Here is a 23,625-nt window from a genome sequence, read left to right as displayed (position 1 = left end):
CCATTTCCTAGTTTTAAAGACAGATCAGAAAGGAGTTCCTATGGCAAGTCATTTTCGGACAGACCGAGTAGGGATGGAAATCAAGCGTGAAGTCAACGAAATTTTGCAAAAAAAAGTTCGTGACCCACGTGTTCAAGGTGTCACCATTACGGATGTTCAGATGCTAGGCGATTTGTCTATGGCTAAGGTCTACTATTCGATTATGAGTGACCTGGCTTCAGATAATCAGAAGGTTCAGACAGGGCTTGAAAAAGCAACAGGAACCATCAAGCGCGAATTAGGTCGGAATTTAAAATTATATAAGATTCCGGATTTAACCTTTATCAAAGATGAATCCATTGAATATGGAAACAAAATTGATCAAATGTTACGAGAGCTTGATAAAAAATAATGAACAAAACGATAGATTTTGTAGAGTCTATCGTTTTTTTAGGACAAAATTCAGAAGAAATTTCAAAAAAAACTTGTGTCCAAGTGGTGGATGTTTTAAAATAGAGTGAGTAAACTTTTATCGAATGATGATGGAGGAAAGAAATGTCCATTGATTGGCAGAACATTTTATTTAACTTCTTAGGTGGCTTGGGTCTCTTTCTCTATAGTATTAAAACCATGGGAGAAGGCTTGCAACAGGCTGCAGGGGATCGCCTTCGATACTATATTGATAAATATACGAGTAATCCCTTTCTAGGGGTTCTAGTAGGGATTGGGATGACTGCTTTGATTCAGTCTAGTTCAGGGGTTACAGTGATTACGGTCGGTCTGGTGAGTGCTGGACTTCTAACCCTCCGTCAAGCTATTGGTATTGTTATGGGGGCCAATATTGGAACTACTGTTACCTCCTTTATCATTGGTTTTAAATTAGGAGACTACGCCTTGCCTATGCTTTTTATCGGAGCGATTTGTCTCTTCTTTACCAAAAATCGTTTGGTTAATAATGTTGGACGAATCGTTTTTGGTGTCGGTGGTATCTTCTTTGCCCTCAACTTGATGAGTGGGGCTATGGAACCTCTTAAAGATTTGCAAGTTTTTCGTGACTACATGGTGGAGTTGAGTAAAAGTCCTATCTTGGGTGTCTTTGTCGGATCAGGATTAACTCTTTTGATTCAGGCTTCCTCTGCAACCATTGGTATCTTACAAAATCTCTATGCTAGTCATTTGATTGACCTTAAAGGGGCTCTCCCAGTTCTCTTTGGTGATAATATCGGAACGACCATTACAGCCATCATTGCTTCCTTGGGAGCAAATATTGCGGCCAAACGTGTGGCGGGTGCCCATGTAGCCTTTAATGTTATCGGAACCATTATCTGTCTTGTCTTCCTTGTTCCGTTTACATCTTTGATTCAATGGTTTGAAACGACTCTTCATTTGTCTCCCGAGATGACCATAGCCTTTGCTCACGGGACCTTTAATATTACCAATACCATCATCCAGTTCCCCTTCATTGGAGCTTTGGCTTACTTTGTGACGAAATTGATTCCTGGTGAGGATGAAGTGGTCAAATACGAACCACTTTACTTGGATGAAAATCTGATTACCCAAGCTCCTTCGATTGCTTTAGGAAATGCCAAAAAAGAACTATTGCATTTAGGAACCTATGCTGAAAAGAGTTTCGACTTGGCCTATCGCTACATTGTAAATCAAGAAGAAAAACTAGCTGAAAAAGGCCATAAAACAGAAGAAGCCATTAATACCATCGATGATCAGTTGACCAAATACTTGATCCGCTTGTCTAGTGAAGCTCTGAGTCCAAAAGAAAGTGAATCCTTGACTAATATTTTGGATTCTTCTCGAGATTTAGAGCGGATTGGAGACCACGCGGAATCCTTAATCAACCTGACGGACTACCTCATTCGGAAGAAAGTTGTGTTTTCTGATAATGCCTTGGCTGAATTAGAAGATATCTACCAACAAACTGCTACTTTTGTTAAAGATGCACTTAGAAGTGTAGAAGAGGATAACCAAGAGTTGGCAGCAGAGTTGGAACAGCGCCATCAGGCAATTGAAAAGCTCGAAAAGAAATTGCGGAAGACCCATATTTCTCGTCTAAACAAGGGCGAGTGTACACCTCAAGCAGGTGTCAACTTTATTGATATGATCTCTCACTATACACGTGTTGCAGACCATGCCATGAATTTAGCAGAGAAGGTACAATTAGAGCAGATCTAAAAAAGCAAAAAGAGGCTGGGACAAAAGTCCTAGCCTCTCAATTGTCTTTGGATTGTCGAGCAAGACGCAGTGGTTGAGTAGGGATCTACTAGGCTGATTTCATCAGCTTTTACAGTCCTACTCAACTGTGCGGAGGTGGGACGACGAAATCGAATCTAACGAGTGACCGATTTTTGTCCCACTCTCTTTAGATTGGTATAACATTTTTTTTAAAACTTTCCTTAGGTGAGTACGGACGTCAGCGAACTTCTTCGAAGTTCCATGACTAATTATTGAGCCTAAGGTCTCAATAATTCCGTGTACCTAGACCTTAATTGATCTAGGCACTTTTCTCACAGCGGAAAGTTTTAGATCTGCCTAATTTCTCAAAAAAGATAATTTTTTAAAAAAATCATCTATCTATTTTATGGAAAAAGTTTGTCAATATTCTGAAATCCAGTTCTTTAGAACTGGATTTCTTATTGTATTTATAAAGAATATTAATATATTTAAATAAAATAGGTCTAGACCATTTACAAATGTAGCACAAAGGATTATAATGTGTATGAATATATCGGTAGAAAAAGAAAGGAAATCACCATGACAACCTATATACAAGCAGATCAATTCTTTTATCCCCATGGAATTCGTAAGGGAGGATATCTAGAAATTGTCGATGGCAAATTCGGAAAACATGTGGATCAGCTACCAGAGGGAGCTACCGTTTTGGACTATACCGGCTATAGTATTGCTCCTGGTTTGGTCGATACGCACATCCATGGATTTGGTGGAGTTGACGTTATGGACAACAACATTGAGGGGACCCTTCATACTATGAGCGAGGGGCTCTTGAGCACAGGGGTTACTAGCTTTTTGCCAACAACTTTGACCTCTTCTTATGAGCAATTATTAGCAGTAACTGAAAACATTGGCGCACGATACCAAGAAGCTTCCGGTGCAAAGATTCGTGGGATTTACTTTGAAGGACCTTACTTTACAGAGAAGTACAAGGGAGCTCAAAATCCAGCCTATATGAAAGATCCTCGGATGGATGAATTCCGTGCATGGCAAAAAGCAGCCAACGGCTTGCTCAATAAAATTGCCCTTGCTCCTGAGCGGGAAGGTGTAGAAGACTTTGTCCGTACAGTAACAGGAGAAGGGGTGACGGTTGCGCTTGGGCACTCCAATGCAACCTTTGACGAAGCCAAAAAAGCAGTGGATGCTGGAGCTAGTGTCTGGGTGCATGCCTATAACGGAATGCGTGGCTTGACGCACCGTGAGCTTGGAATGGTTGGGGCTATGTACCAACTTCCTCATACTTATGCAGAGTTAATCTGTGATGGCCATCACGTTGATCCAAAAGCCTGTGATATTCTCCTCAAACAAAAAGGAGTGGAAAATATCGCTTTGATCACTGACTGTATGACAGCTGGTGGCTTGGAAGATGGCGACTACATGTTGGGTGAATTCCCTGTTGTCGTAGAAAATGGAACAGCCCGTTTGAAATCGACAGGGAACCTGGCTGGTTCGATCTTGAAGCTTAAAGATGGATTGAAGAATGTTGTTGAGTGGGGCATTGCCAATCCTCATGAAGCGGTCATGATGGCGAGTCTCAACCCTGCTAAATCCGTCCATATTGATGATGTCTGTGGCCAAATCCGTGAGGGTTATGACGCTGACTTTATTGTATTGGATAAAGATTTAGAGTTGGTAGCAACCTTCTTGGATGGCCAAAAACGATTTGAAGCTTAATGGTGAAAAATAGGTTCAAATACGAATCGATTGCTTTTGATTTCTTTTACCAGTTTTAAAATTGAATTTCTTCCATGAGGCTGGGACAAAAGTCCTAGCCTCTTAATTGTCTTTAGATTGTCTAGCAAGACGCAGTGGTTGAGTGGGCTCTACTACGCTGATTTCATCAGCTTTTACAGCCCTACTCAACTGTGCGGAGGTGGGACGACGAAATCGAATTCTAACGAATGACCGATTTCTGTCCCACTCTCATTTAAATAGGATTCCTTAGCCTAGCCATTTGTCTCTTTGCTCCGATACATGGTATAATGAAATTAATTGAATCGCGAGGTAGTTTTATGCATAAGATAAATGTACGTTTTTTATTGATGGGGTTGTTTTTCTTTATCTACGGTATGTTACGCCGTAGTCCCGTCATTCTAGTGGCAGGTAGTGCCTTTTTACTCTACGCCTTTTTTAGTAAGTCGATGGTGCAACCTAAGGAAAATATCTTTAAGCCAAAGTTGCGCTTGAATGCGAAGACTTCTAAGTCTGGTAAAAAAAACAAAGGAAAGTGACGGGCAATAAGATGAAGAGCTACAAACTAAATGATGGACGCCAAATTCCTGTACTAGGTTTTGGTACTTGGAAGGCGAAAGATGGCGAAGAAGCTTATCAAGCAGTAAAAACAGCCTTAGAAGCGGGCTATCGCCATATTGATACGGCAGCCATCTATCAAAACGAAGAAAGCGTCGGAAAGGCTATCCGGGATAGTGGTATTCCAAGAGAAGAACTTTTTGTAACGACCAAGTTGTGGAATAATCGTCATACCTATGAGGATGCTTTCAATGGCCTAGAAGAATCTTTGCACAAATTGGGACTAGACTTTATCGATTTGTATTTAATCCACTGGCCAAATCCTGTGACCCACCGAGAAAATGAGGCCTGGAAAGAACGGAATCGTGAGGTTTGGAGAGCCATGGAAGATATGCAGGCAGAGGGTAAAATTCGCTCGATTGGCGTGAGTAACTTTTTGCCTCATCACCTGGATGCTCTGTTGGAGAGTGCCAAAGTTCTTCCAGCAGTCAATCAGATTCGCTTGGCTCCTGGGGTCTATCAAGAGGAAGTAGTCCGTTATTGCCGTGAAAAAGGAATTTTATTGGAGGCTTGGGGGCCATTTGGTCAAGGAGAGCTTTTTCAAAATGAGACAGTTCTTGCATTGGCTAAAAAATATAGTGTAACTCCAGCCCAGCTTCTTTTAGCTTGGAGTTTAGCAGAAGAATTTTTACCTTTGCCTAAATCAGTGACTCCTGAACGCATTGCAAGTAATCTTCAATGCACTACAATCGAATTGGCTCCAGAAGACTGTGAGCTCCTTCGGAAGATCCCAGTAGAAGCGGGAGCGCCAGACCCAGATACCAAAGACTTTTAAGACAGTAAGTTAGTTGATTTATAAAAGACAGTGAGAGTTTGCTCTCGCTGTTTTTTTTGTGCAATGAGATAAAAAAACGGATGATTGGTTTTAGTTTTCTAATTATTTGAATTATAAAATCACTAAAAACAAACAAAAAACACCTAATTAAAGATATCATGCGGAAATATTACAATTTGATAACAAAGTTAATGTTGAGTGAATTTTCTGAAAAATTAGGAGTATAATAAGAATAATTTAGTATATAGGGGGAATTTTATGAGTAAACAGCGTTTCTCATTGAGAAAATATAAATTTGGTGTTGCATCGGTGCTGTTAGGGTCGGTCCTTGTCTTTGGAGCAGGAAATGTAAGTGCGGATGAAACAAAACAACCAGAGACTGCAGTAATTGCATCTGCAGAAGCAAATCCAGCGTTGCCAAGTGAGTCTGCTTCTCCTGTAAGTGATCAGGCAAATGAGCAGACTAGAGACTCAGTAGTTGAAAATGGTAAAGTTGTTGACGAGCCAGCCTCTTCAGAAAAAGAGGCAACAAGTCCATCTGTCGAATCAGGTAGCCAAGTAGTTGCCCAGGAAGCAAAAACAGAGGATAAAGCTACTGAAAAGCAAGTAGAAGCTGTAACTAAAAATGAGGCTAAACCTGCAGAAAAAGCAAGTGAGGGACAGGAAAAAACAGAAGTTAAACCCTCTTCAACAGAGGAGAAGGCTGAGGCTAAACCTGCAACAGAAGCAAGAGCTGAAAAGAAAGCTGAAGACAAACCATTCAGTATCAGCAGCAATACGATTATTAATGTGCCTCAAACTTGGGAAAAAGGCTACAAGGGTGAAGGGACTGTTGTTGCAGTCATTGACTCTGGTTTAGATGTCTACCATGAAGTATTGCGGATTTCAGACCCGACAAAAGGGAAGTTCAAAAATCAAACAGAATTAGAAGCTGCAAAAAAAGCAGCGGGAATTGATTACGGAAAATGGTACAACGATAAGGTCGTCTTTGCTTATGATTATATGGATGGAGATGACAATATTAAAGAAAAAGACCATGATTCACATGGTATGCACGTAACAGGGATTGCGACTGGGAACCCTGACAAAAAAGCTGGGGATGGCAACTATGTATACGGAGTTGCTCCAGAAGCCCAAGTGATGTTTATGCGTGTTTTCTCTGATCGTAGTGGATCAACCAGTGATGTTGTCTATGTGAAAGCGATTGATGACGCAGTTGCATTGGGAGCGGACGTCATCAACATGAGTTTGGGATCTGTGACAGGTTCTACTGTGAATGCTAGTCCCGCTGTCCGGGAAGCTATCCAACGAGCACGCGCAAAAGGGGTTAGCGTCATTATCGCGGCAGGAAATAGCAATACCTATGGATACGGTTATGACAATCCAAGTGCTGAAAACCCTGATTACGGTGTCGTGGGGAGTCCTTCAACCGTAGAAGAGTCTATTTCAGTTGCATCCGTAAATGATTCGGTTGTAACAGAAGAAGTCTTTACAGTTCGAGGCTTGGAAGACAATGCCGACTTGGATAAAGGAAAATTCACCTATACAGCAGCTGAAACAGATGCCAATTTCGAAAATGGGAAAGAATATGATTATGTAGATGCTGGTTTGGGGCGTGAGAGTGATTTAGACAGTCTCGATTTGACTGGTAAAGTTGCCCTTATCAAACGTGGCGAAATCACCTTCTCAGATAAGGTCGCTAATGTCTATAAAAAAGGAGCAATTGGAGCCCTTATTTACAACAGTGTCGAAGGCGCGAATGTCAAAATGGGCCTCGAAGGGGATGCGAGAAAGATCCCTGCTGTTTTCATTTCTAAGCGCTATGGAGAAGCGATTAAAGGTAAAGACTACAAGCTTGTCTTTGATGGTAGCTTAGACAATCGTCCAAACCCTGATGCAGATAAGATGTCAGATTTCTCCAGTTGGGGAGTCTCAACAGATGGCCAATTAAAACCGGATGTCACAGCACCTGGTGGTTCTATCTTTTCATCTCTAAATGACAATAGCTATGGCAGTATGAGCGGAACCAGTATGGCCTCCCCTCATGTAGCTGGGGTATCGGCTTTGGTGAAGGAATACCTACAAGCTCACCATCCAGAACTTTCGCCAGAGGAGCTATCTGCAACAGTCAAGGCTTTGATCATGTCAACCGCAAAACCGCACCTCAACAAAGAAACGGGTGCTTACACTTCGGTACGTCAACAAGGGGCGGGGATTGTGGATACTGCTGCAGCGGTTTCAACAGACCTATATGTAACGAATGAAGATGCTTACCCAAGCGTAACTCTTGGCAATGTCGAGGATCGGTTTAGTTTTGATGTGACCGTTCATAATATTTCTGATACTGACAGAGAGTTGAAGATGATTGTGAATACCACTACCGACGATGTAAAAGACGATCGCTTTACCTTGAAGCCTCGGAAATTAACAGAGACGGTATGGCCAAATGTAACTGTAAAAGCCCATAGTAGTCAGACAGTGACAGTGACTGTCGATGCGTCTAAGTTTGCAGAGGAATTGACTAAATTGATGCCGAACGGTTACTTCCTAGAAGGATTTGTTCGCTTTGTGGATCCAGCAGATGACGGCGATGTGGTTAGCATTCCATTTATGGGCTTCCGTGGTTCTTTCCAAAATATCCCTGCGGTTGAAAAACCAATCTACAATTTGGTAAGAGAAGGGAAATCAGGATTCTACTATGATGTTCCAGAAACCAAACATGTGACTTCAAAGACGAATGTAACATCCTTAGTCTCTAACGCTAACGACGTGCTCTATTCGACTGCTAAGAAGGAAACAGCAGAACGAAGCCCAATCGTTCTTGGGACAGTAGAAACTCCAGAAGGTTTGAATGTCCTCCATTTAGATGCGGATGGCAATGTACGTCTGGCTATTTCTCCAGATGGAGATGGAAACAAAGATTACGTGCAGTACCGTGCTGTAGTCTTGCGAAACCTAAAAAATATGAAAGCAGCTGTCTACAAGGCAGATGATCAAGCATTTGCTCAGCCAGTTTGGACAAGTACAGGAGCTTTCTCTGCTCGTAAGAATTATTTTGACGGACGTGGGAAACGATCTTATCTAGTCGACAACACGGCTTGGGAAGGAACTAATGCCAAGGGTGAAAAGGTGGCGGATGGTCACTATATCTATGAGGTTCGTTATACGCCAGCAGTTCCAGGAGCAGAGGAGCAAGTTGTTCGCTTTAACCTCCAAATTGATACCCAAAAACCAGTCTTGACTTCAGGTTACACGACCAAGAAGGATGGGGTAGAAACCTTCTATGCTCGTAAAACAAAAGATGTTGGCAATGGTGGAATCTTACGAGAGCAAGTCTTCTATGTCAAGACCTTTGATGAAGAGGGGACCCTAGTTAAGGAGGGGAAAGACGCCCTAGGGAAGACTAGCCGTTTTGAAAACCGTGTCTATTTAACGGCAAATGAAGATGGAGGCTATACTCTTCCAGAAGGAATCAGTAAAGACTTACTTTACTATGTGGTTGAAGATTACGCTGGAAACCGCGACTTTGCCTCTCTTGCTGATTTTGCTGGTACTGAGGATAGTGGCCGAATTAAGGTATCAGTCCTAGATGCCGATACACATCAAGAATTAGATACTGATTTTGTCTACCGTATCAAAGATGAACAAGGGCAGTATGTCAACTTAGATAAAGGGAAAGAAATCAATTTCCTTAAGTTTGGTAGCTATGTTGCAGAACTCTTTGCCTATGACAAATCAGATCTGAAACTCGTCAGCGAACGAACTCAGAAATTTGAAATCACTGCAGAGGATAGCTTTAAGACCATCGAATTCTTGGCGAAAGAGATTGTCACTGCTCCTTTGAGCCTGGTCTTTGATCAAGCAGTACCTAGAACAACACCAGTTGTCTTGAAGAATCAAGCTGGTGAAACCTTTGTTCTTCCAGTTCAACGCTATGGCAAGAATGCTTTTGGGAAAGATGTCCCAGTTGGAACTTATACGATTTCAGTCAGTCTACCAACAGGCTATGAGTTGTTTGAGGATGCACCGACTGTGACCGTTCTGGCGGATCAAAACAACCTCGCAAAACTTTCTGTTGTCATTAAGACCCAATTGTTGCAATTGCTGGCTCAACAAGCTAACTTGACCAGCACTCCTCAGTACTTTAATGCAACAAGTGAAAAACGTTTAGCTTATGATGCAGCATACCAAGAAGCTCAGAAAGCTCTTGCGACTAAGTTATCACAAGCAGAAGTTGACCAAATCTTTTCAAATCTTGGATTGGTAACCAGTCAATTAGATGGGAAAGAGTCTGATTTCACAGCGCTAAAATCAGCTATTGCTGCCTATGATGCGACTTCAAAAACAGGCCGTTATGCGAACGCTAAGGATTCTGCTCGACGTGCCTTTGATCAAAGCTTTAAGGAGTTGGCTCTCTTGCTCGTCCGCGAAGGTGTGACACAAGAGCAAATCAACCAAGCGCTTGCGAACTACCAGGCGGCTGATCAACAATTAACTGGCAAAACAACCGATTTCTCAAGTCTTAAGAAATTGATTGCAGCAGAACTCCAGTTCCAAGCTAAGAACGCTAAGTTTATCTATGCAGCAGATAAGGTGAAGGTGAATTACCTTCAAGCCTTTATCCGCGCTCAAGCAGTACTGGCTAATCCTGGTGCTAGTCAACAGGAAGTCAAGGCGGCCTTAGCAGAGGTTAAAGCTGCTAAGAAAAAATTAAATGGGAAAAAACCAAAGGTTGCAAAACGCCCATAACCTTACCCTTTCTTTGAAAGGAATTTCTACAAGTCTGAAACAACAGTTTCGGACTTGTTTTTTGTTTACACTCGAATAGAAATCTGCTATAATACTAGTCAAGAAAGAAAGGCTTATGGCGTTTTTTTAGCGAGCTTGGGACAGTGAAAGCCAAGTGGAACAAGATAGGCAAGTGGCGCTTTCTCTCAGTAGATAGCTGAGTACAGTAGAATAAAATGAAGTAATAAATTAGGGTGGAACCGCGTTTCTGACGCCCCTAGGTCACTTGACTTAGGGGGAAAGACACGGTTCTTTTTGTATTCTAGGTCGCAATAAATTATAGAAAATGGAGTAAATAATGTCTAAAAAACTAACCTTTCAAGAAATTATTTTGACTTTGCAACAATACTGGAATGACCAGGGTTGTATGCTCATGCAGGCTTATGATAATGAAAAAGGTGCGGGTACGATGAGCCCTTACACCTTCCTTCGTGCTATTGGTCCGGAACCATGGAATGCAGCCTATGTAGAGCCGTCTCGTCGTCCAGCAGACGGTCGTTACGGGGAAAATCCAAACCGTCTTTACCAACACCACCAATTCCAAGTGGTCATGAAACCATCACCATCAAACATTCAAGAACTTTACCTTGAGTCATTGGAAAAATTGGGTATCAATCCTTTAGAGCATGATATTCGCTTCGTAGAAGATAACTGGGAAAATCCATCAACTGGTTCAGCTGGTCTTGGTTGGGAAGTTTGGCTGGATGGTATGGAAATCACTCAGTTCACTTACTTCCAACAGGTCGGTGGCTTGGCCACAGGTCCTGTTACCGCTGAGGTCACTTATGGTTTGGAACGTTTGGCTTCTTACATCCAGGAAGTAGACTCAGTTTATGATATCGAGTGGGCTCCGGGTGTAAAATATGGAGAAATCTTCCTTCAACCAGAATATGAGCACTCAAAATACAGCTTTGAAGTTTCAGATCAAGATATGCTTCTTGAAAACTTTGAAAAATTTGAAAAAGAGGCCGGACGTGCTTTGGAATTGGGTCTCGTTCACCCAGCCTATGACTACGTTTTGAAATGTTCACATACCTTTAACTTACTTGATGCTCGTGGAGCGGTATCTGTTACAGAACGTGCCGGCTACATTGCCCGCATCCGTAACTTGGCCCGTGTCGTAGCTAAGACCTTCGTCGCAGAACGCAAGAAACTCGGTTACCCACTTCTCGACGAAGCCACACGCGCAAAACTCCTAGCAGAAGAGGAAGAATAAAGAGAGTGTATTAATAGAATTGGATTATAAAATAATCCTACAGAACCAGTTGCCGCAGTGATTGAGGTATCATTAGAGAAACTAATGATACCAGGCAAAATTGGAGACCTTAGGCTCCAATTTTAGCAATGAAACGACCTAGTCGGTTGCTTGCGTGCCAATCACATAAGGCAAACTGGAAAAAAGATATTTTCTGGAGAAAAAACATGACAAAAAACTTATTAGTAGAACTAGGACTTGAAGAGTTACCAGCCTACGTTGTCACACCAAGTGAAAAACAATTGGGTGAGAAAATGGCAACTTTCTTGGATGAAAACCGTCTTTCATATGAAAGCATTCAAACCTTCTCAACTCCACGTCGCTTGGCAGTCCGTGTACTTGGTTTGGCTGATCAACAATCGGATTTGACTGAAGATTTTAAAGGACCTTCTAAGAAAATCGCCTTGGATGCTGATGGAAACTTCTCAAAAGCAGCGCAAGGCTTTGTCCGTGGAAAAGGCTTGACTGTAGATGACATCGAATTCCGTGAAGTTAAGGGAGAAGAATACGTTTACGTGACGAAACATGAAGCTGGAAAACCTGCCAAAGAAGTCTTGGCCGGCGTTCCAGAAGTACTTGCTTCATTGACTTTCCCTGTCAGCATGCACTGGGCTAACAACAGCTTTGAATACATTCGTCCAGTTCATACCTTGATTGTCCTTTTGGGTGATGAAGCGCTTGATCTCGACTTCTTGGATATCCATTCAGGTCGTGTGAGTCGCGGACACCGTTTCCTTGGACATGAAGTGGAAATTACCAATGCGGATTCGTACGAAGAAGACCTTCGTACCGTTTACGTCATTGCAGACAGCAAAGAACGTGAAAGCATGATTCGTGAGCAAATCAAAGCTATTGAAGCAGAACAAGGTGTTCAAGTCCAAATCGAAGAAGGACTTTTGAATGAAGTCTTGAACTTGGTCGAATACCCAACTGCCTTTATGGGAAGTTTCGATACTAAGTATTTGGACGTTCCAGAAGAAGTCTTGGTGACATCAATGGAAACGCACCAACGTTACTTTGTTGTACGTGACCTTGACGGTAAGCTTAAACCAAACTTCATCTCAGTCCGTAATGGGAATGCTGAGCACTTGGAAAATGTTATCCGAGGAAATGAAAAAGTCTTGGTGGCGCGTCTCGAAGATGGTGAATTCTTCTGGCGTGAAGACCAAAAACTCAAGATTGAAGATCTCGTTGCTAAATTGGCTCATGTGACCTTCCATGAAAAAATCGGTTCTCTTTCAGAACACATGGCCCGTGCTGGTGTCATTGCGGCTTCCTTGGCTGAGCAAGCTGGCTTGACTGCTGAAGAAAAAGCAGCTGTAGCTCGTGCAGCAGAAATCTACAAATTTGACCTCTTGACTGGTATGGTTGGAGAGTTTGATGAATTGCAAGGAATCATGGGTGAAAAATACGCCCTCCTTGCTGGTGAAGATGCTGCAGTAGCGACAGCTATCCGTGAGCACTATCTTCCTGATTCAGCAGATGGAGCCCTTCCTGAAACCAAGGTTGGTGCCATCCTTGCTCTTGCGGATAAATTGGATACCCTTCTTTCCTTCTTCTCAGTCGGTTTGATTCCTTCTGGTTCCAATGACCCTTATGCGCTTCGCCGTGCAACACAAGGGATTGTTCGTATCTTGGATGCCTTTGGTTGGAACATCCCGATGGATGAGTTAATCGATAGTCTTTACGGACTTTCATTCGATAGTCTTTCGTATGCCAATCAAGCAGAAGTGCTCAACTTCATCAAGGCGCGTGTAGACAAGATGATGGGACGCACATCTAAAGACATCAAAGAAGCTGTACTTGCTGGTTCAAACTTCGTGGTAGCGGATATGCTTGAAGCGGCTGAAGCTCTTTCAGAAGCTGCTAAGACTGATGGTTATAAGGCAGCTGTTGAGTCACTCTCACGTGCTTTCAACTTGGCAGAAAAAGCAGATGCTTCAGTAGAGGTCGATGCTAGTCTCTTTGAAAATGATCAAGAAAAAGCTCTTGCTAAGGCGATTGAAGAATTAGAATTGACAGGTTCAGCTAGCGACAAATTGGCTCAACTCTTTGCTCTTAGCCCAGTCATCGATGCTTTCTTTGACAATACCATGGTTATGGCAGAAGATGAGGCTGTTAAAAAGAATCGTTTGGCCCTTCTTGCTAGTCTAGTAGCAAAAGCCAATAAAGTCGCAGCCTTTAACCAATTAAATACAAAATAATGACCTGATGTCAGGTAGAAAGTAGGTTTTATTATGACACCTGAAAAAATTGCTCGAATCAATGAGCTTGCCAAAAAGAAAAAAGCAGAAGGCTTGACACCAGAAGAAGAGGTAGAACAAGCTAAACTTCGTGAAGAGTATATTGAAGGTTACAGACGCTCCGTCCGTCATCACATTGAAGGGATCAAAGTTGTTGACGAAGAAGGAAATGATGTGACACCAGAAAAACTACGTCAAGTCCAACGGGAAAAAGGCCTGCATGGCCGTAGTCTTGACGATCCCAATTCATAAATAGACAATAGAAAACTCGATCAGATGTTGAACTGATCGAGTTTTCTGGTTCTATATGGGCTACTCTGACTCCTTATTTCTATTTTTGTAGTATTTCCATTGATTTTTAAATATCCAAATGGAGACGGCAAGAACGAAGGTTGCTGTCCAAAAAATCCAAGGGACAGGAGTTCGTAGGAAAAAGTAAACTGCAATAAGATCGGCCACTAGCAGGCCAAGGAGAAGGTATTTCTTATCTTTCATAGAGTTATTGTATCACAATTTACTTCTCTAGGTCTATTGGTTGATAGAATGAGGTTTTTAAAGAATAGGAACTTTTTATCCCGAAACAGTGTGTGGATAGAGGAAAGAATCTCAAGTGCATCCTGGTCAGTTTTGTGGTAAAATAGATAGGATATGAGTAAAGAATTTCATCATGTAACGGTCTTGCTCCATGAAACGATTGATATGCTGGATATAAAGCCAGATGGAATCTATGTGGATGCCACATTAGGTGGAGCCGGCCATAGCGAATATTTATTAAGTCAATTAAGTGAAAAAGGACATTTATATGCCTTTGACCAGGATCAGCATGCGATTGATAATGCGGAGAAACGATTAGCTCCTTACGTTGAAAAAGGCATGGTAACCTTCATCAAAGACAATTTCCGGAATCTTCAATCCCGTCTCCAAGAATTGGGAGTCAGTGAAATTGATGGCATTTGTTATGACTTGGGAGTCTCTAGTCCTCAGTTAGATGAGCGGTCTCGTGGTTTTTCTTATAAAAAAGACGCTCCCTTGGACATGCGGATGAATCAAGACGCTTCTTTGACAGCTTATGAAGTAGTCAATACCTATGATTACCATGATTTGGTTCGCATCTTTTTCAAGTATGGGGAAGATAAATTCTCCAAACAAATTGCTAGAAAGATCGAACAAGCGCGTGCGATAAAACCGATTGAAACGACGACAGAATTGGCTGAAATCATCAAATCGGCAAAACCGGCTAAGGAACTAAAGAAAAAGGGGCATCCAGCCAAACAAATTTTCCAGGCGATTCGAATTGAAGTCAACGATGAATTGGGAGCGGCGGATGAATCAATTCAGCAGGCCATGGATTTATTGGCAGTTGGTGGTCGTATCTCAGTCATTACCTTTCATTCCTTGGAAGATCGTTTGACTAAGCAATTGTTTAAAGAAGCTTCTACAGTAGAAGTACCGAAGGGCTTGCCTTTCATCCCAGAGGACTTAAAACCAAAAATGGAATTAGTTTCTCGAAAACCGATTCTTCCAAGCCAAGAAGAGTTAGAAAATAACAACCGAGCTCATTCTGCAAAATTGCGGGTTGCTCGAAAAATTCATAAGTAAGAGGATATAAACATGGCAGATCAACCATTACGATCTCGGGGCAGTCAATTGCAAGATCGTATTCGTCGCTTTACCAGAGTAGAAAAAGCTTTTTATGGCTCGATTGTCCTAACAGGGATTATTCTCGCTGTCAGTATTATTTTTATGCAGACGCGGATTCTACAAGTGCAAAGCGATTTGACAAACCTCAATACGGAACTAAAAACAAAAGAGACTGAACTAGAAGATATCCGGCAAGAAGTCAATGAGTTGACTCGATATGAACGCTTGTCTAAGTTAGCTAGTTCTCAGGGGATGACCCTCCAAAAAGAAAATCGAAAAGTGGTGAGTTCAAGTAGCGATGAGTAAATTAAAGAAGAAAATCATTCGTTATTCCCTTAAAAAAAGGAAACTTCCAGACCAAAATCGTCGGCAAGTAGCTAAGAATTTAAGTTTGCTTTCCATTCTTGTTTTCTTCATATTTCTCATTAATTTTGCAGTTATCATAGGTACTGATAGCAAATTCGGAAAAAATTTATCTGAGTTATCCCATCAAGTCCATCAGAAAACAGAGATTGTTCCAGCCAAACGAGGAACAATTTATGACCGAAATGGAGCTGTCATTGCTGAGGATGCGACGACTTATAATGTTTATGCGATCATCGACAAAACCTATAAATCGGCAAAAGGTGAAGTTTTATACGTTGAAGAAAGTCAATACAACCAAGTAGCAGACGTTTTTAATCGTTATTTGGGCATGGAAAAAGACTATGTCGTCCAACAACTGTCTCAAAAGAAGCTCAACCAGGTTTCTTTTGGTGCAGCGGGGAACGATATCAGCTATAGCAATATGGATGCTATCCGGAGTGAACTAGAAGCTGCCAACATTAAAGGTGTTGATTTTACGACGAGTCCAAACCGGAGTTATAAAAATGGGACCTTTGCCTCTCAATTTATCGGTCAAGCTCAATTGATAGAAGATAAAGAAGGCAATAAAACCCTGCAGGGAACAACGGGAATCGAAAAATCCTTGGATCGCATCCTAGGTGGTCAGGATGGCGTTGTGACCTATGAGAAGGATCGCAACGGAAATATTGTGCCGGGATCAGATAAGGTTGCCGTGAAGACCGAAGATGGGAAGGATGTCTACACAACCCTTTCTGCGGAACTTCAAACCTATCTCGAAACGCGAATGGATGTTTTCCAAGAAAAGGTAAAAGGTAAATATGTCAGTGCGACCCTGGTCAGTGCCAAAACGGGGGAAATCCTTGCAACGACGCAACGTCCAACCTATAATGCAGATACCAAAGAAGGCTTGGATATTAAGAATCTGAGAACCTGGAACACGATTCTTTACCAGGATCAATACGAACCAGGTTCGACTATGAAGGTCATGACCTTGGCTGCGGCGATTGATCATGGGACTTTCCCAGCCTATAACGAAGTTTATTTTAATAACGAGTTACAGGTGAAAGATGCGATCATCAAAGACTGGGAAATCAATATGGGCTTGTCAGAAGGTCGCTATATGAATATTGCCCAAGGTTTTGCCTATTCAAGTAACATTGGGATGACCAAGCTTGAACAGAAGATGGGCAATAATGTCTGGATGAATTACCTCACACTCTTTAAGTTCGGACTTCCTACACGTTTTGGAATGGGAGACGAAAGTTTTGGAGGCCTACCAGGAGATAACTATGTCACTCAAGCCATGTCTTCTTTCGGTCAAGGGATTTCGGTGACCCAAACGCAGATGTTGCGTGCATTTTCTGCCATTGCAAATGATGGGGAAATGTTGGAGCCTAAATTTATCAGTGCGATTTACGACGGCAAGCATGAAACTGCTCGTAAATCACAAAGAGAGATTGTCGGCAATCCAGTATCCGCTTCGGCTGCCCAACAGACCCGTAATTACATGATTACGGTAGGGACTGATCCTCAATTTGGTACCCTCTATTCATCGGATGGTCCCATTATCCAAGTAGCTGGACAAAATGTTGCTGTTAAATCAGGGACAGCCCAAATTGCGACAGCTAATGGCTACTTGGAAGGCGAAAATGATAATATCAACTCGATTGTTGTCATGACACCTGCTGAAGACCCAGATTTTATTATGTATGTGACAGTTCAACAGCCTGAAGTCAGCTTTAGTCCAAAGAGCTGGCAAGAACTAGTCAATCCAGTCTTGGAAGATGCGGTTGCTTTGAAGGATGAGTTGAATCTAGTAACGGAAACCAAAGCCTTGGATGGGGTCACGAAAGAGGACACCTATAAGATGCCGTCGGCAGAATCCTTGTCGAAAGAATTGAACTTGAAGCAGACCATCAGCCCAGGTGGCTTCGCAGATGAACTGCGTCGCAATCTGATCCAGCCTGTCGTCCTAGGAACTGGAAAGAATATTAAAAAGATGTCTGTATCAGCAGGAACGAAATTAAAAGCAAATGAGCAAGTGTTATTATTAACAGATGACTTGGATTCAGTTCCGGATATGTATGGCTGGACCAAGGAAAATGTTGATAAATTTGCGGAATGGACGGGCATTGAGATCACCTATAAAGGGGAAGGTTCTCGTGTGAGCAAACAAAACGTCAAAGTAGAAACTGCTTTAAAGAAGACGAAGAAAATAACAATTACATTAGGAGATTGATATGTTACTTGCTACCCTAGTAGTATCATTTATTCTAACGGTTATTGGCATTCCTGCCTTTATCCGTTTCTATCAACGGGCCCATATTTCGGGCCAACAAATGCACGAAGATGTGAAGCAACACAAAGCCAAAGCAGGTACTCCTACTATGGGGGGAGTGGTCTTCTTGATCACTTCAGTCTTTGTCACCCTTGTCTTTAGCTTCCTAACTGGGAACTTTACGCGTCCTGTTCAATTGATCCTCTTTATTTTGGTCTTGTATGGAATCGTCGGTTTCTTGGATGACTTCTTGAAGGTCTTTCGTAAAATCAATGAAGGGCTAAATCCCAAGCAAAAATTAGCCCTGCAATTGGTGGGAGGGATCATTTTCTATCTCTTCTCTGAACGCCATGGAGCTGGTAGTCTTCTCAATGTCTTTGGTTGGGATGTCTATTTGGGACATTTCTATATTGTCTTTGCCTTGTTCTGGTTGGTTGGTTTTTCTAATGCAGTCAACCTGACGGACGGGATTGATGGCTTGGCAAGCATTTCGGTAACCATCAGCTTGATCGCTTATTCCGTCATCGCTGTTTGGCAAAGACGAATCGATATCCTTTTTGTGACCATCAGTATGATTGGAGCTCTATTAGGTTTCTTCGTCTACAACCACAAGCCGGCCAAGATTTTCATGGGAGATGTTGGAAGCCTAGCCCTAGGTGGGATGCTTGCGACTCTATCCATGGCTCTCCACGTAGAGTGGACCTTGCTCTTGATTGGGATTGTCTACGTCTTTGAGACTAGCTCTGTCATGCTCCAAGTCTCCTATTTCAAATGGACGAAAAAACGGACAGGGGAAGGACGCCGGATCTTCCGCATGACGCCTTTCCATCACCATTTAGAATTAGGTGGTCTGTCTGGTAATGGACCTAAATGGTCTGAGTGGAAGGTCGATGCCTTTCTCTGGAGTGTTGGTGCAGGAATGAGCGCCTTGACCCTCTTGATCTACTATTTGACCAATTCATAAGCCATGAATCATAAAAGGTTGGGATGTGATCTCAGCCTTTTTCGCTGGCTAGGAATTGCTGTCCAAAAGAAGAGCGGGAAGAGGAGTTTTTTGATATAATAGTGGAGATGATGAAAGGATAAGAGAATGAAATTTACAGATTTTAAGTTTAAGGACTATATCCAAGAGGCCTTAAAAGAAATTAATTTTATCGAAGCAACAGAAGTTCAAGAAAAGCTGATACCGATTGTTTTAGCAGGCCGTGATCTGGTCGGTGAATCTAAAACAGGATCAGGGAAGACCCATACTTTCCTCTTGCCAATTTTTCAAACTTTAAATGAGGAAAGTAGCAATGTCGAAGTGGTCATTACTGCGCCTAGTCGGGAATTGGCCACACAGATTTACCAAGCGGCTCGTCAGATTGCTAGCCACTGTGAAAAGGAAATTCGGATTGCTAACTATGTCGGCGGAACTGATAAGGCTCGTCAGATTGATAAGCTCCAAGTAGCCCAACCGCATATCGTGATCGGGACACCAGGCCGCATCTATGATTTGGTCGCTTCTGGAGATCTGGCCATTCATAAGGCGCATACCTTTGTGGTCGATGAGGCCGATATGACTCTCGATATGGGCTTTTTGACGACAGTAGATAAGATTGCATCTAGTCTTCCTAAGAAGCTTCAGTTTTTAGTCTTCTCAGCGACGATTCCGCAAAAGTTACAACCCTTTTTGAAAAAATACCTGTCTAACCCTGTCATGGAGCAGATCAAAACCAAAACAGTGATCTCGGATACCATTGATAACTGGTTGGTATCGACAAAGGGGCGTGACAAAAACGTGCAGATTTATCAACTGACGCAGGCTCTTCAACCTTATCTGGCTATGATCTTTGTAAATACCAAGGACAGAGCGGACGATTTGCATGCTTTTCTAGTAGAGAAGGGGCTCAAGGTCGCTAAAATCCATGGGGGGGTTCCTCCACGGGAGCGCAAGCGAATCATGAACCAAGTTAAAAATCTGGATTTTGAATATATCGTGGCAACGGACTTGGCAGCGCGTGGGATTGATATCGAAGGGGTCAGTCATGTCATCAACGATGCCATTCCACAAGATTTGTCCTTCTTTGTCCACCGCGTTGGTCGGACTGGTCGGAATGGCCTTTCTGGTACAGCTATTACCCTCTATCAACCGAGCGATGACTCAGACATTAGAGAGCTTGAAAAATTGGGGATTCAATTTGTACCCAAAGTATTGAAGGCTGGAGCTATCGAGGATACCTATGACCGAGATCGTCGGGCTAATCGAGAAAAGCGCCAAGAAAAACTCGATATTGAGATGATTGGCTTGGTCAAGAAGAAAAAGAAAAAAATCAAACCAGGCTACAAGAAAAAAATCAAATGGGCCGTGGACGAAAAACGCCGGAAAGCCAAGAGGGCTGAGAATCGTGCTCGTGGTCGGGCAGAAAGAAAGGCTAAACGCCAAACCTTTTAGTGATAAAGAAATTTAAAGATTTCCATAAAAATTAACTATTTGGTCGCTGATTTATTTTGTGACAGACTATCTATAGATAGTCTATTTTTTTGCTCTTAGGGGAGATGCTTGCTTGTTATCACATCAGACCTGAAGCATGATTTACGAACGATCAGTAGCAAAACTCAGCATTTTAACTGTAAATATGATAGAATGATTCATTATCGAGGGAGGAAGTAACGAAGATGTTTACAACTACTTATCTGGCATCTGGCTGGTACGAAGAGTTTTTAAAATGGATACCAGAAGGAGAAATCTTTAACCTACGCGTCGTTTTTGAAGCTATTCCCGGAATTTTAAAAGAGCTTCCAAATACGATTTTGTTAACCTTGGCAGGAGCCTTTTTTGGTTTATTGCTAGCCCTATTGTTTGCCATTGTCAAAATCAATCGGGTAAAAATCCTCTACCCGATCCAAGCCTTGTTTGTGAGTTTTTTAAGAGGGACACCAATTTTGGTCCAGTTGATGCTGACCTACTATGGAATCCCGCTCCTATTGAAGGCCATTAACCAACAATATGGGACAGCCTTTAATATCAACGATGTGCCAGCCCATTTATTTGTCATTGTAGCCTTTGCCTTCAATGAGGCAGCCTATGCCAGTGAGACCATTCGGGCAGCAATTTTATCTGTTGATGCGGGTGAAATCGAAGCAGCGAAGAGTCTCGGCATGACCAATGCTCAAGTTTATCGTCGGATTATTATTCCAAATGCAGCCGTGGTTGCGACTCCGACCTTGATCAACTCTTTGATTGGTTTGACCAAGGGGACTTCCCTGGCCTTTTATGCAGGTGTTTTGGAAATCTTTGCCCAAGCCAAGATTATGTCGGGGAATGACAGTCGCTACTTCGAGCGCTTTATCTCTGTTTCATTGATCTACTGGGCCATTAATATTTTGATTGAACAATTGGGACGTTGGATCGAACAGGTACTCGCTATCAAAGATCCAAAAGTTGTTACCCAAACCTTGCAAGAGGAGGAACGAGCAGCATGATTCGGATTTCACAATTATCAAAATCTTTTTCCGGTCAAGTGGTCCTAGACCATCTCGATTTGGAAGTTCAAAAAGGGGAAGTCGTTGCTTTGATCGGTTCTTCTGGAGCTGGGAAATCAACCTTCTTGAGAAGCTTGAACTATTTGGAAGCACCAGATAGTGGTAGCATTGAGATCAATGGGGAAAAGGTAGACTTTGAAACCATCAGTAAGGACGAGATCCTGACCCTTCGAAGAAAGCTAGCTATGGTCTTTCAACAGTTTAATCTTTTCAGTCGCAAGACTGCTTTGGACAATGTCAAGGAAGGACTGATCGTCGTCAAAGGCTTATCCGACCAGGAAGCGACCAAGATTGCCAAAGAAGAACTCGCAAAAGTCGGTCTGTCGGACCGCGAAACCCATTACCCTCGTCATTTGTCCGGAGGGCAGAAACAACGGGTAGCCTTGGCGCGTGCCCTAGCCATGAAGCCGGAAGTCCTCTTGTTGGATGAGCCAACTTCAGCCCTTGATCCGGAATTGGTCGGAGAGGTAGAAAAAGCCATCGCAGCAGCAGCTCAGGCAGGTCAAACCATGATTTTGGTCAGTCATGACATGAGCTTTGTTTCCCAGGTGGCGGACAAGGTCTTGTTCCTTGATAAGGGAAAAATTATTGAATCTGGGACTCCAGAAGAGATTATGAATGCTCCTAAAGAAGAGCGGACAAAAGAATTCTTTGCTAGTTACAAACGAACGTTTGTTTGATATAATATATAAGAGCTCGAGTCTGGAACGCGATGTTTCAGACTCGGATTTTTCTTTGAGTAGGTGCCTCAGGAGAAGATGATGATTAGTAGTCTACTTTTCCGCATAGATAGGTATTTCAAGTTGACCAACGGTGAACGAAACGAAGCGGCATCTCGTCCCCTCATTCCAAGTTTGGATACTAAGGAGATCTTATGTTAAACCAATTGCTATCTCTCTATATCGAGAGCTTAATCATCACTTCAGTTGGGGTGTTGGTTGCTTCAGCTGTTTGGATAGGCTTGCGAGTAGCTCGTAAGACGGATAAAACAGCTAAGGAACGCCAGTTACACCTCTATGATATTTTATTAATTGATATTATGACAATTCCAGTCCTTACCTTTGCAGTCATTGGAGTTCTGTTTATTCTTCGAGCAAGATAATTGCAAAATGATTGAATTGGAGTTAGAATCAAGATAGTTACAACAAAAGGAGAAGCTTATGTATGATACACTGATTATCGGCGCAGGACCTGCGGGAATGACCGCAGCCTTGTATGCAGCCCGCAGCAATCTCAAGGTTGCCTTGTTAGAAGCAGGAATTCCTGGCGGACAGATGAACAACACGTCTGACATTGAAAATTATCCAGGCTATGCCAACATCAGTGGTCCTGAATTGGCTGAAAAGATGTTCGAACCTCTAGAAGCTTTAGGAGTGGAACACTTGTTCGGCAGAGCTGAAAACATTGTGGATCAAGGAAACTACAAGGAGATTACGACAGATGATGGTCTCCTTCAAGCCAAGACCGTTATTATTGCGACTGGTTCTAACCATCGCTTGTTGGGAGTTCCAGGTGAAGAAGAATTAAATAGTCGTGGGGTTTCTTATTGCGCTGTCTGTGATGGCGCCTTCTTCCGAGATGAAGACCTCATGGTTGTTGGTGGAGGAGATTCTGCGGTTGAAGAGGCAATCTTCCTGACTCAGTTTGCTAAGTCTGTTACCATTGTTCATCGACGCGATGCCCTACGTGCCCAAAAAGTTCTTCAAGACCGAGCTTTTGCCAATGAAAAGATTCACTTTGCTTGGAATACAGTGGTCGAAGAGATCAAAGGGGACAACCGTGTGACCAGTCTGGTCTTAAAAGATGTTCAAACTGGTGAGGTTCGCGAGCAAGCAGCTGGTGGTGTCTTTATCTATGTGGGCTTGGATCCTGTCAGTGACTTTGCCAAAGACCTCGGTATTCTAGACGATCAAGGTTGGGTGATCACTGATGATCATATGAAGACCTCCGTGCCGGGTGTCTTTGCGGTTGGAGATGTCCGCCAAAAAGATCTTCGTCAGGTCACTACAGCTGTTGGGGATGGCGCTGTCGCCGGTCAAGAAGCTTATAAATATATTACTGAACACGAAGAATAAGAAAGAAGAAAGGGATGTTCGTCTGATGGAAAGAGGCGAAGATCCCTTCTTTTTTACGATAAAAATGAGTCTTAGCCCGGATTAAAGTCATGTGGTCCTGCTTAAAATGTGCTATAATGTGTTTAAAATTATTTTGGACTGTGCCAGTTGACAGAGCGTGACTGGTG

At 42.6% G+C, this 23,625-nt stretch carries 18 protein-coding genes; all 18 read left to right on the top strand.

All coding sequences use genetic code 11. The annotated features are described in order from the left end of the window. Positions 1–40 precede the first annotated feature (40 nt). The 18 genes from rbfA to trxB all read left to right on the top strand — a co-directional run bounded on the left by rbfA (position 41) and on the right by trxB (position 23,458). Positions 41–391, top strand: a complete 351-nt coding sequence (gene rbfA / locus D7D50_RS00715; RefSeq protein WP_120701212.1) for a 30S ribosome-binding factor RbfA — start codon at positions 41–43, stop codon at positions 389–391. 143 nt (positions 392–534) lie between these two features. Next, on the top strand, positions 535–2,166 hold the full coding sequence (locus D7D50_RS00710; RefSeq protein WP_023022293.1) for a Na/Pi cotransporter family protein: 1,632 nt from the start codon (positions 535–537) through the stop codon (positions 2,164–2,166). 579 nt (positions 2,167–2,745) lie between these two features. Beyond that, positions 2,746–3,897 (top strand): N-acetylglucosamine-6-phosphate deacetylase, encoded by a 1,152-nt coding sequence (gene nagA / locus D7D50_RS00705; RefSeq protein ID WP_120701211.1) that lies wholly within the window; start codon positions 2,746–2,748, stop codon positions 3,895–3,897. Between the two features lie 338 nt (positions 3,898–4,235). Continuing rightward, complete coding sequence (locus D7D50_RS00695) at positions 4,236–4,454, top strand: hypothetical protein (RefSeq protein WP_042507434.1); 219 nt, start codon at positions 4,236–4,238, stop codon at positions 4,452–4,454. A gap of 11 nt (positions 4,455–4,465) precedes the next feature. Then, positions 4,466–5,308, top strand: coding sequence for an aldo/keto reductase (locus D7D50_RS00690; protein ID WP_120701210.1), 843 nt, complete (start codon positions 4,466–4,468; stop codon positions 5,306–5,308). A 258-nt stretch (positions 5,309–5,566) separates the two neighbouring features. After that, positions 5,567–10,057: a S8 family serine peptidase gene (locus D7D50_RS00685; protein ID WP_120701209.1), complete on the top strand. Its 4,491-nt coding sequence runs from the start codon at positions 5,567–5,569 to the stop codon at positions 10,055–10,057. A 337-nt stretch (positions 10,058–10,394) separates the two neighbouring features. Continuing rightward, a complete protein-coding gene (gene glyQ / locus D7D50_RS00680) occupies positions 10,395–11,312 on the top strand; it encodes a glycine--tRNA ligase subunit alpha (RefSeq protein ID WP_000038760.1) in 918 nt (305 codons plus the stop codon). 206 nt (positions 11,313–11,518) lie between these two features. Then, entirely contained in the window at positions 11,519–13,555 is a 2,037-nt protein-coding gene (gene glyS, locus D7D50_RS00675; RefSeq protein ID WP_120701208.1) for a glycine--tRNA ligase subunit beta, read from the top strand. Between the two features lie 33 nt (positions 13,556–13,588). Further along, a complete protein-coding gene (locus D7D50_RS00670) occupies positions 13,589–13,846 on the top strand; it encodes a DUF896 family protein (protein WP_023022306.1) in 258 nt (85 codons plus the stop codon). A 396-nt stretch (positions 13,847–14,242) separates the two neighbouring features. Then, positions 14,243–15,193: a 16S rRNA (cytosine(1402)-N(4))-methyltransferase RsmH gene (gene rsmH, locus D7D50_RS00660; RefSeq protein ID WP_120701206.1), complete on the top strand. Its 951-nt coding sequence runs from the start codon at positions 14,243–14,245 to the stop codon at positions 15,191–15,193. 12 nt (positions 15,194–15,205) lie between these two features. Further along, complete coding sequence (ftsL, locus tag D7D50_RS00655) at positions 15,206–15,541, top strand: cell division protein FtsL (protein ID WP_006596866.1); 336 nt, start codon at positions 15,206–15,208, stop codon at positions 15,539–15,541. Then, on the top strand, positions 15,534–17,819 hold the full coding sequence (pbp2x, locus tag D7D50_RS00650) for a penicillin-binding protein PBP2X (protein ID WP_120701205.1): 2,286 nt from the start codon (positions 15,534–15,536) through the stop codon (positions 17,817–17,819). The genes ftsL and pbp2x overlap by 8 nt, the downstream gene beginning before the upstream one ends. Position 17,820: 1 nt before the next feature. After that, positions 17,821–18,822, top strand: coding sequence for a phospho-N-acetylmuramoyl-pentapeptide-transferase (gene mraY / locus D7D50_RS00645; protein WP_120701204.1), 1,002 nt, complete (start codon positions 17,821–17,823; stop codon positions 18,820–18,822). Between the two features lie 126 nt (positions 18,823–18,948). Further along, positions 18,949–20,292, top strand: a complete 1,344-nt coding sequence (locus D7D50_RS00640; RefSeq protein ID WP_120701203.1) for a DEAD/DEAH box helicase — start codon at positions 18,949–18,951, stop codon at positions 20,290–20,292. Positions 20,293–20,516: 224 nt separating this feature from the next. After that, a complete protein-coding gene (locus D7D50_RS00635) occupies positions 20,517–21,323 on the top strand; it encodes an amino acid ABC transporter permease (protein ID WP_120701202.1) in 807 nt (268 codons plus the stop codon). Next, positions 21,320–22,063, top strand: a complete 744-nt coding sequence (locus tag D7D50_RS00630; protein WP_120701201.1) for an amino acid ABC transporter ATP-binding protein — start codon at positions 21,320–21,322, stop codon at positions 22,061–22,063. Before D7D50_RS00635 ends, D7D50_RS00630 begins: the two co-directional genes overlap by 4 nt. 194 nt (positions 22,064–22,257) lie before the next feature. Beyond that, entirely contained in the window at positions 22,258–22,485 is a 228-nt protein-coding gene (locus tag D7D50_RS00625; protein ID WP_120701200.1) for a DUF4059 family protein, read from the top strand. A 58-nt stretch (positions 22,486–22,543) separates the two neighbouring features. Next, on the top strand, positions 22,544–23,458 hold the full coding sequence (gene trxB, locus D7D50_RS00620) for a thioredoxin-disulfide reductase (RefSeq protein WP_120701199.1): 915 nt from the start codon (positions 22,544–22,546) through the stop codon (positions 23,456–23,458). Positions 23,459–23,625 lie beyond the last annotated feature (167 nt).

Source organism: Streptococcus koreensis (genome assembly GCF_003627135.1).
Classification (GTDB): Bacteria; Bacillota; Bacilli; order Lactobacillales; family Streptococcaceae; genus Streptococcus; species Streptococcus ilei.
The sequence above is the reverse complement of the archived record's forward strand: the minus strand, read 5'-3'. Positions and strand labels throughout refer to the sequence as shown.

Coding starts and splice junctions, on each gene's coding strand:
- rbfA (WP_120701212.1), top strand. CDS start 41: ATGGCAAGTCATTTTCGGACAGACCGAGTAGGGATGGAAATCAAGCGT.
- D7D50_RS00710 (WP_023022293.1), top strand. CDS start 535: ATGTCCATTGATTGGCAGAACATTTTATTTAACTTCTTAGGTGGCTTG.
- nagA (WP_120701211.1), top strand. CDS start 2,746: ATGACAACCTATATACAAGCAGATCAATTCTTTTATCCCCATGGAATT.
- D7D50_RS00695 (WP_042507434.1), top strand. CDS start 4,236: ATGCATAAGATAAATGTACGTTTTTTATTGATGGGGTTGTTTTTCTTT.
- D7D50_RS00690 (WP_120701210.1), top strand. CDS start 4,466: ATGAAGAGCTACAAACTAAATGATGGACGCCAAATTCCTGTACTAGGT.
- D7D50_RS00685 (WP_120701209.1), top strand. CDS start 5,567: ATGAGTAAACAGCGTTTCTCATTGAGAAAATATAAATTTGGTGTTGCA.
- glyQ (WP_000038760.1), top strand. CDS start 10,395: ATGTCTAAAAAACTAACCTTTCAAGAAATTATTTTGACTTTGCAACAA.
- glyS (WP_120701208.1), top strand. CDS start 11,519: ATGACAAAAAACTTATTAGTAGAACTAGGACTTGAAGAGTTACCAGCC.
- D7D50_RS00670 (WP_023022306.1), top strand. CDS start 13,589: ATGACACCTGAAAAAATTGCTCGAATCAATGAGCTTGCCAAAAAGAAA.
- rsmH (WP_120701206.1), top strand. CDS start 14,243: ATGAGTAAAGAATTTCATCATGTAACGGTCTTGCTCCATGAAACGATT.
- ftsL (WP_006596866.1), top strand. CDS start 15,206: ATGGCAGATCAACCATTACGATCTCGGGGCAGTCAATTGCAAGATCGT.
- pbp2x (WP_120701205.1), top strand. CDS start 15,534: ATGAGTAAATTAAAGAAGAAAATCATTCGTTATTCCCTTAAAAAAAGG.
- mraY (WP_120701204.1), top strand. CDS start 17,821: ATGTTACTTGCTACCCTAGTAGTATCATTTATTCTAACGGTTATTGGC.
- D7D50_RS00640 (WP_120701203.1), top strand. CDS start 18,949: ATGAAATTTACAGATTTTAAGTTTAAGGACTATATCCAAGAGGCCTTA.
- D7D50_RS00635 (WP_120701202.1), top strand. CDS start 20,517: ATGTTTACAACTACTTATCTGGCATCTGGCTGGTACGAAGAGTTTTTA.
- D7D50_RS00630 (WP_120701201.1), top strand. CDS start 21,320: ATGATTCGGATTTCACAATTATCAAAATCTTTTTCCGGTCAAGTGGTC.
- D7D50_RS00625 (WP_120701200.1), top strand. CDS start 22,258: ATGTTAAACCAATTGCTATCTCTCTATATCGAGAGCTTAATCATCACT.
- trxB (WP_120701199.1), top strand. CDS start 22,544: ATGTATGATACACTGATTATCGGCGCAGGACCTGCGGGAATGACCGCA.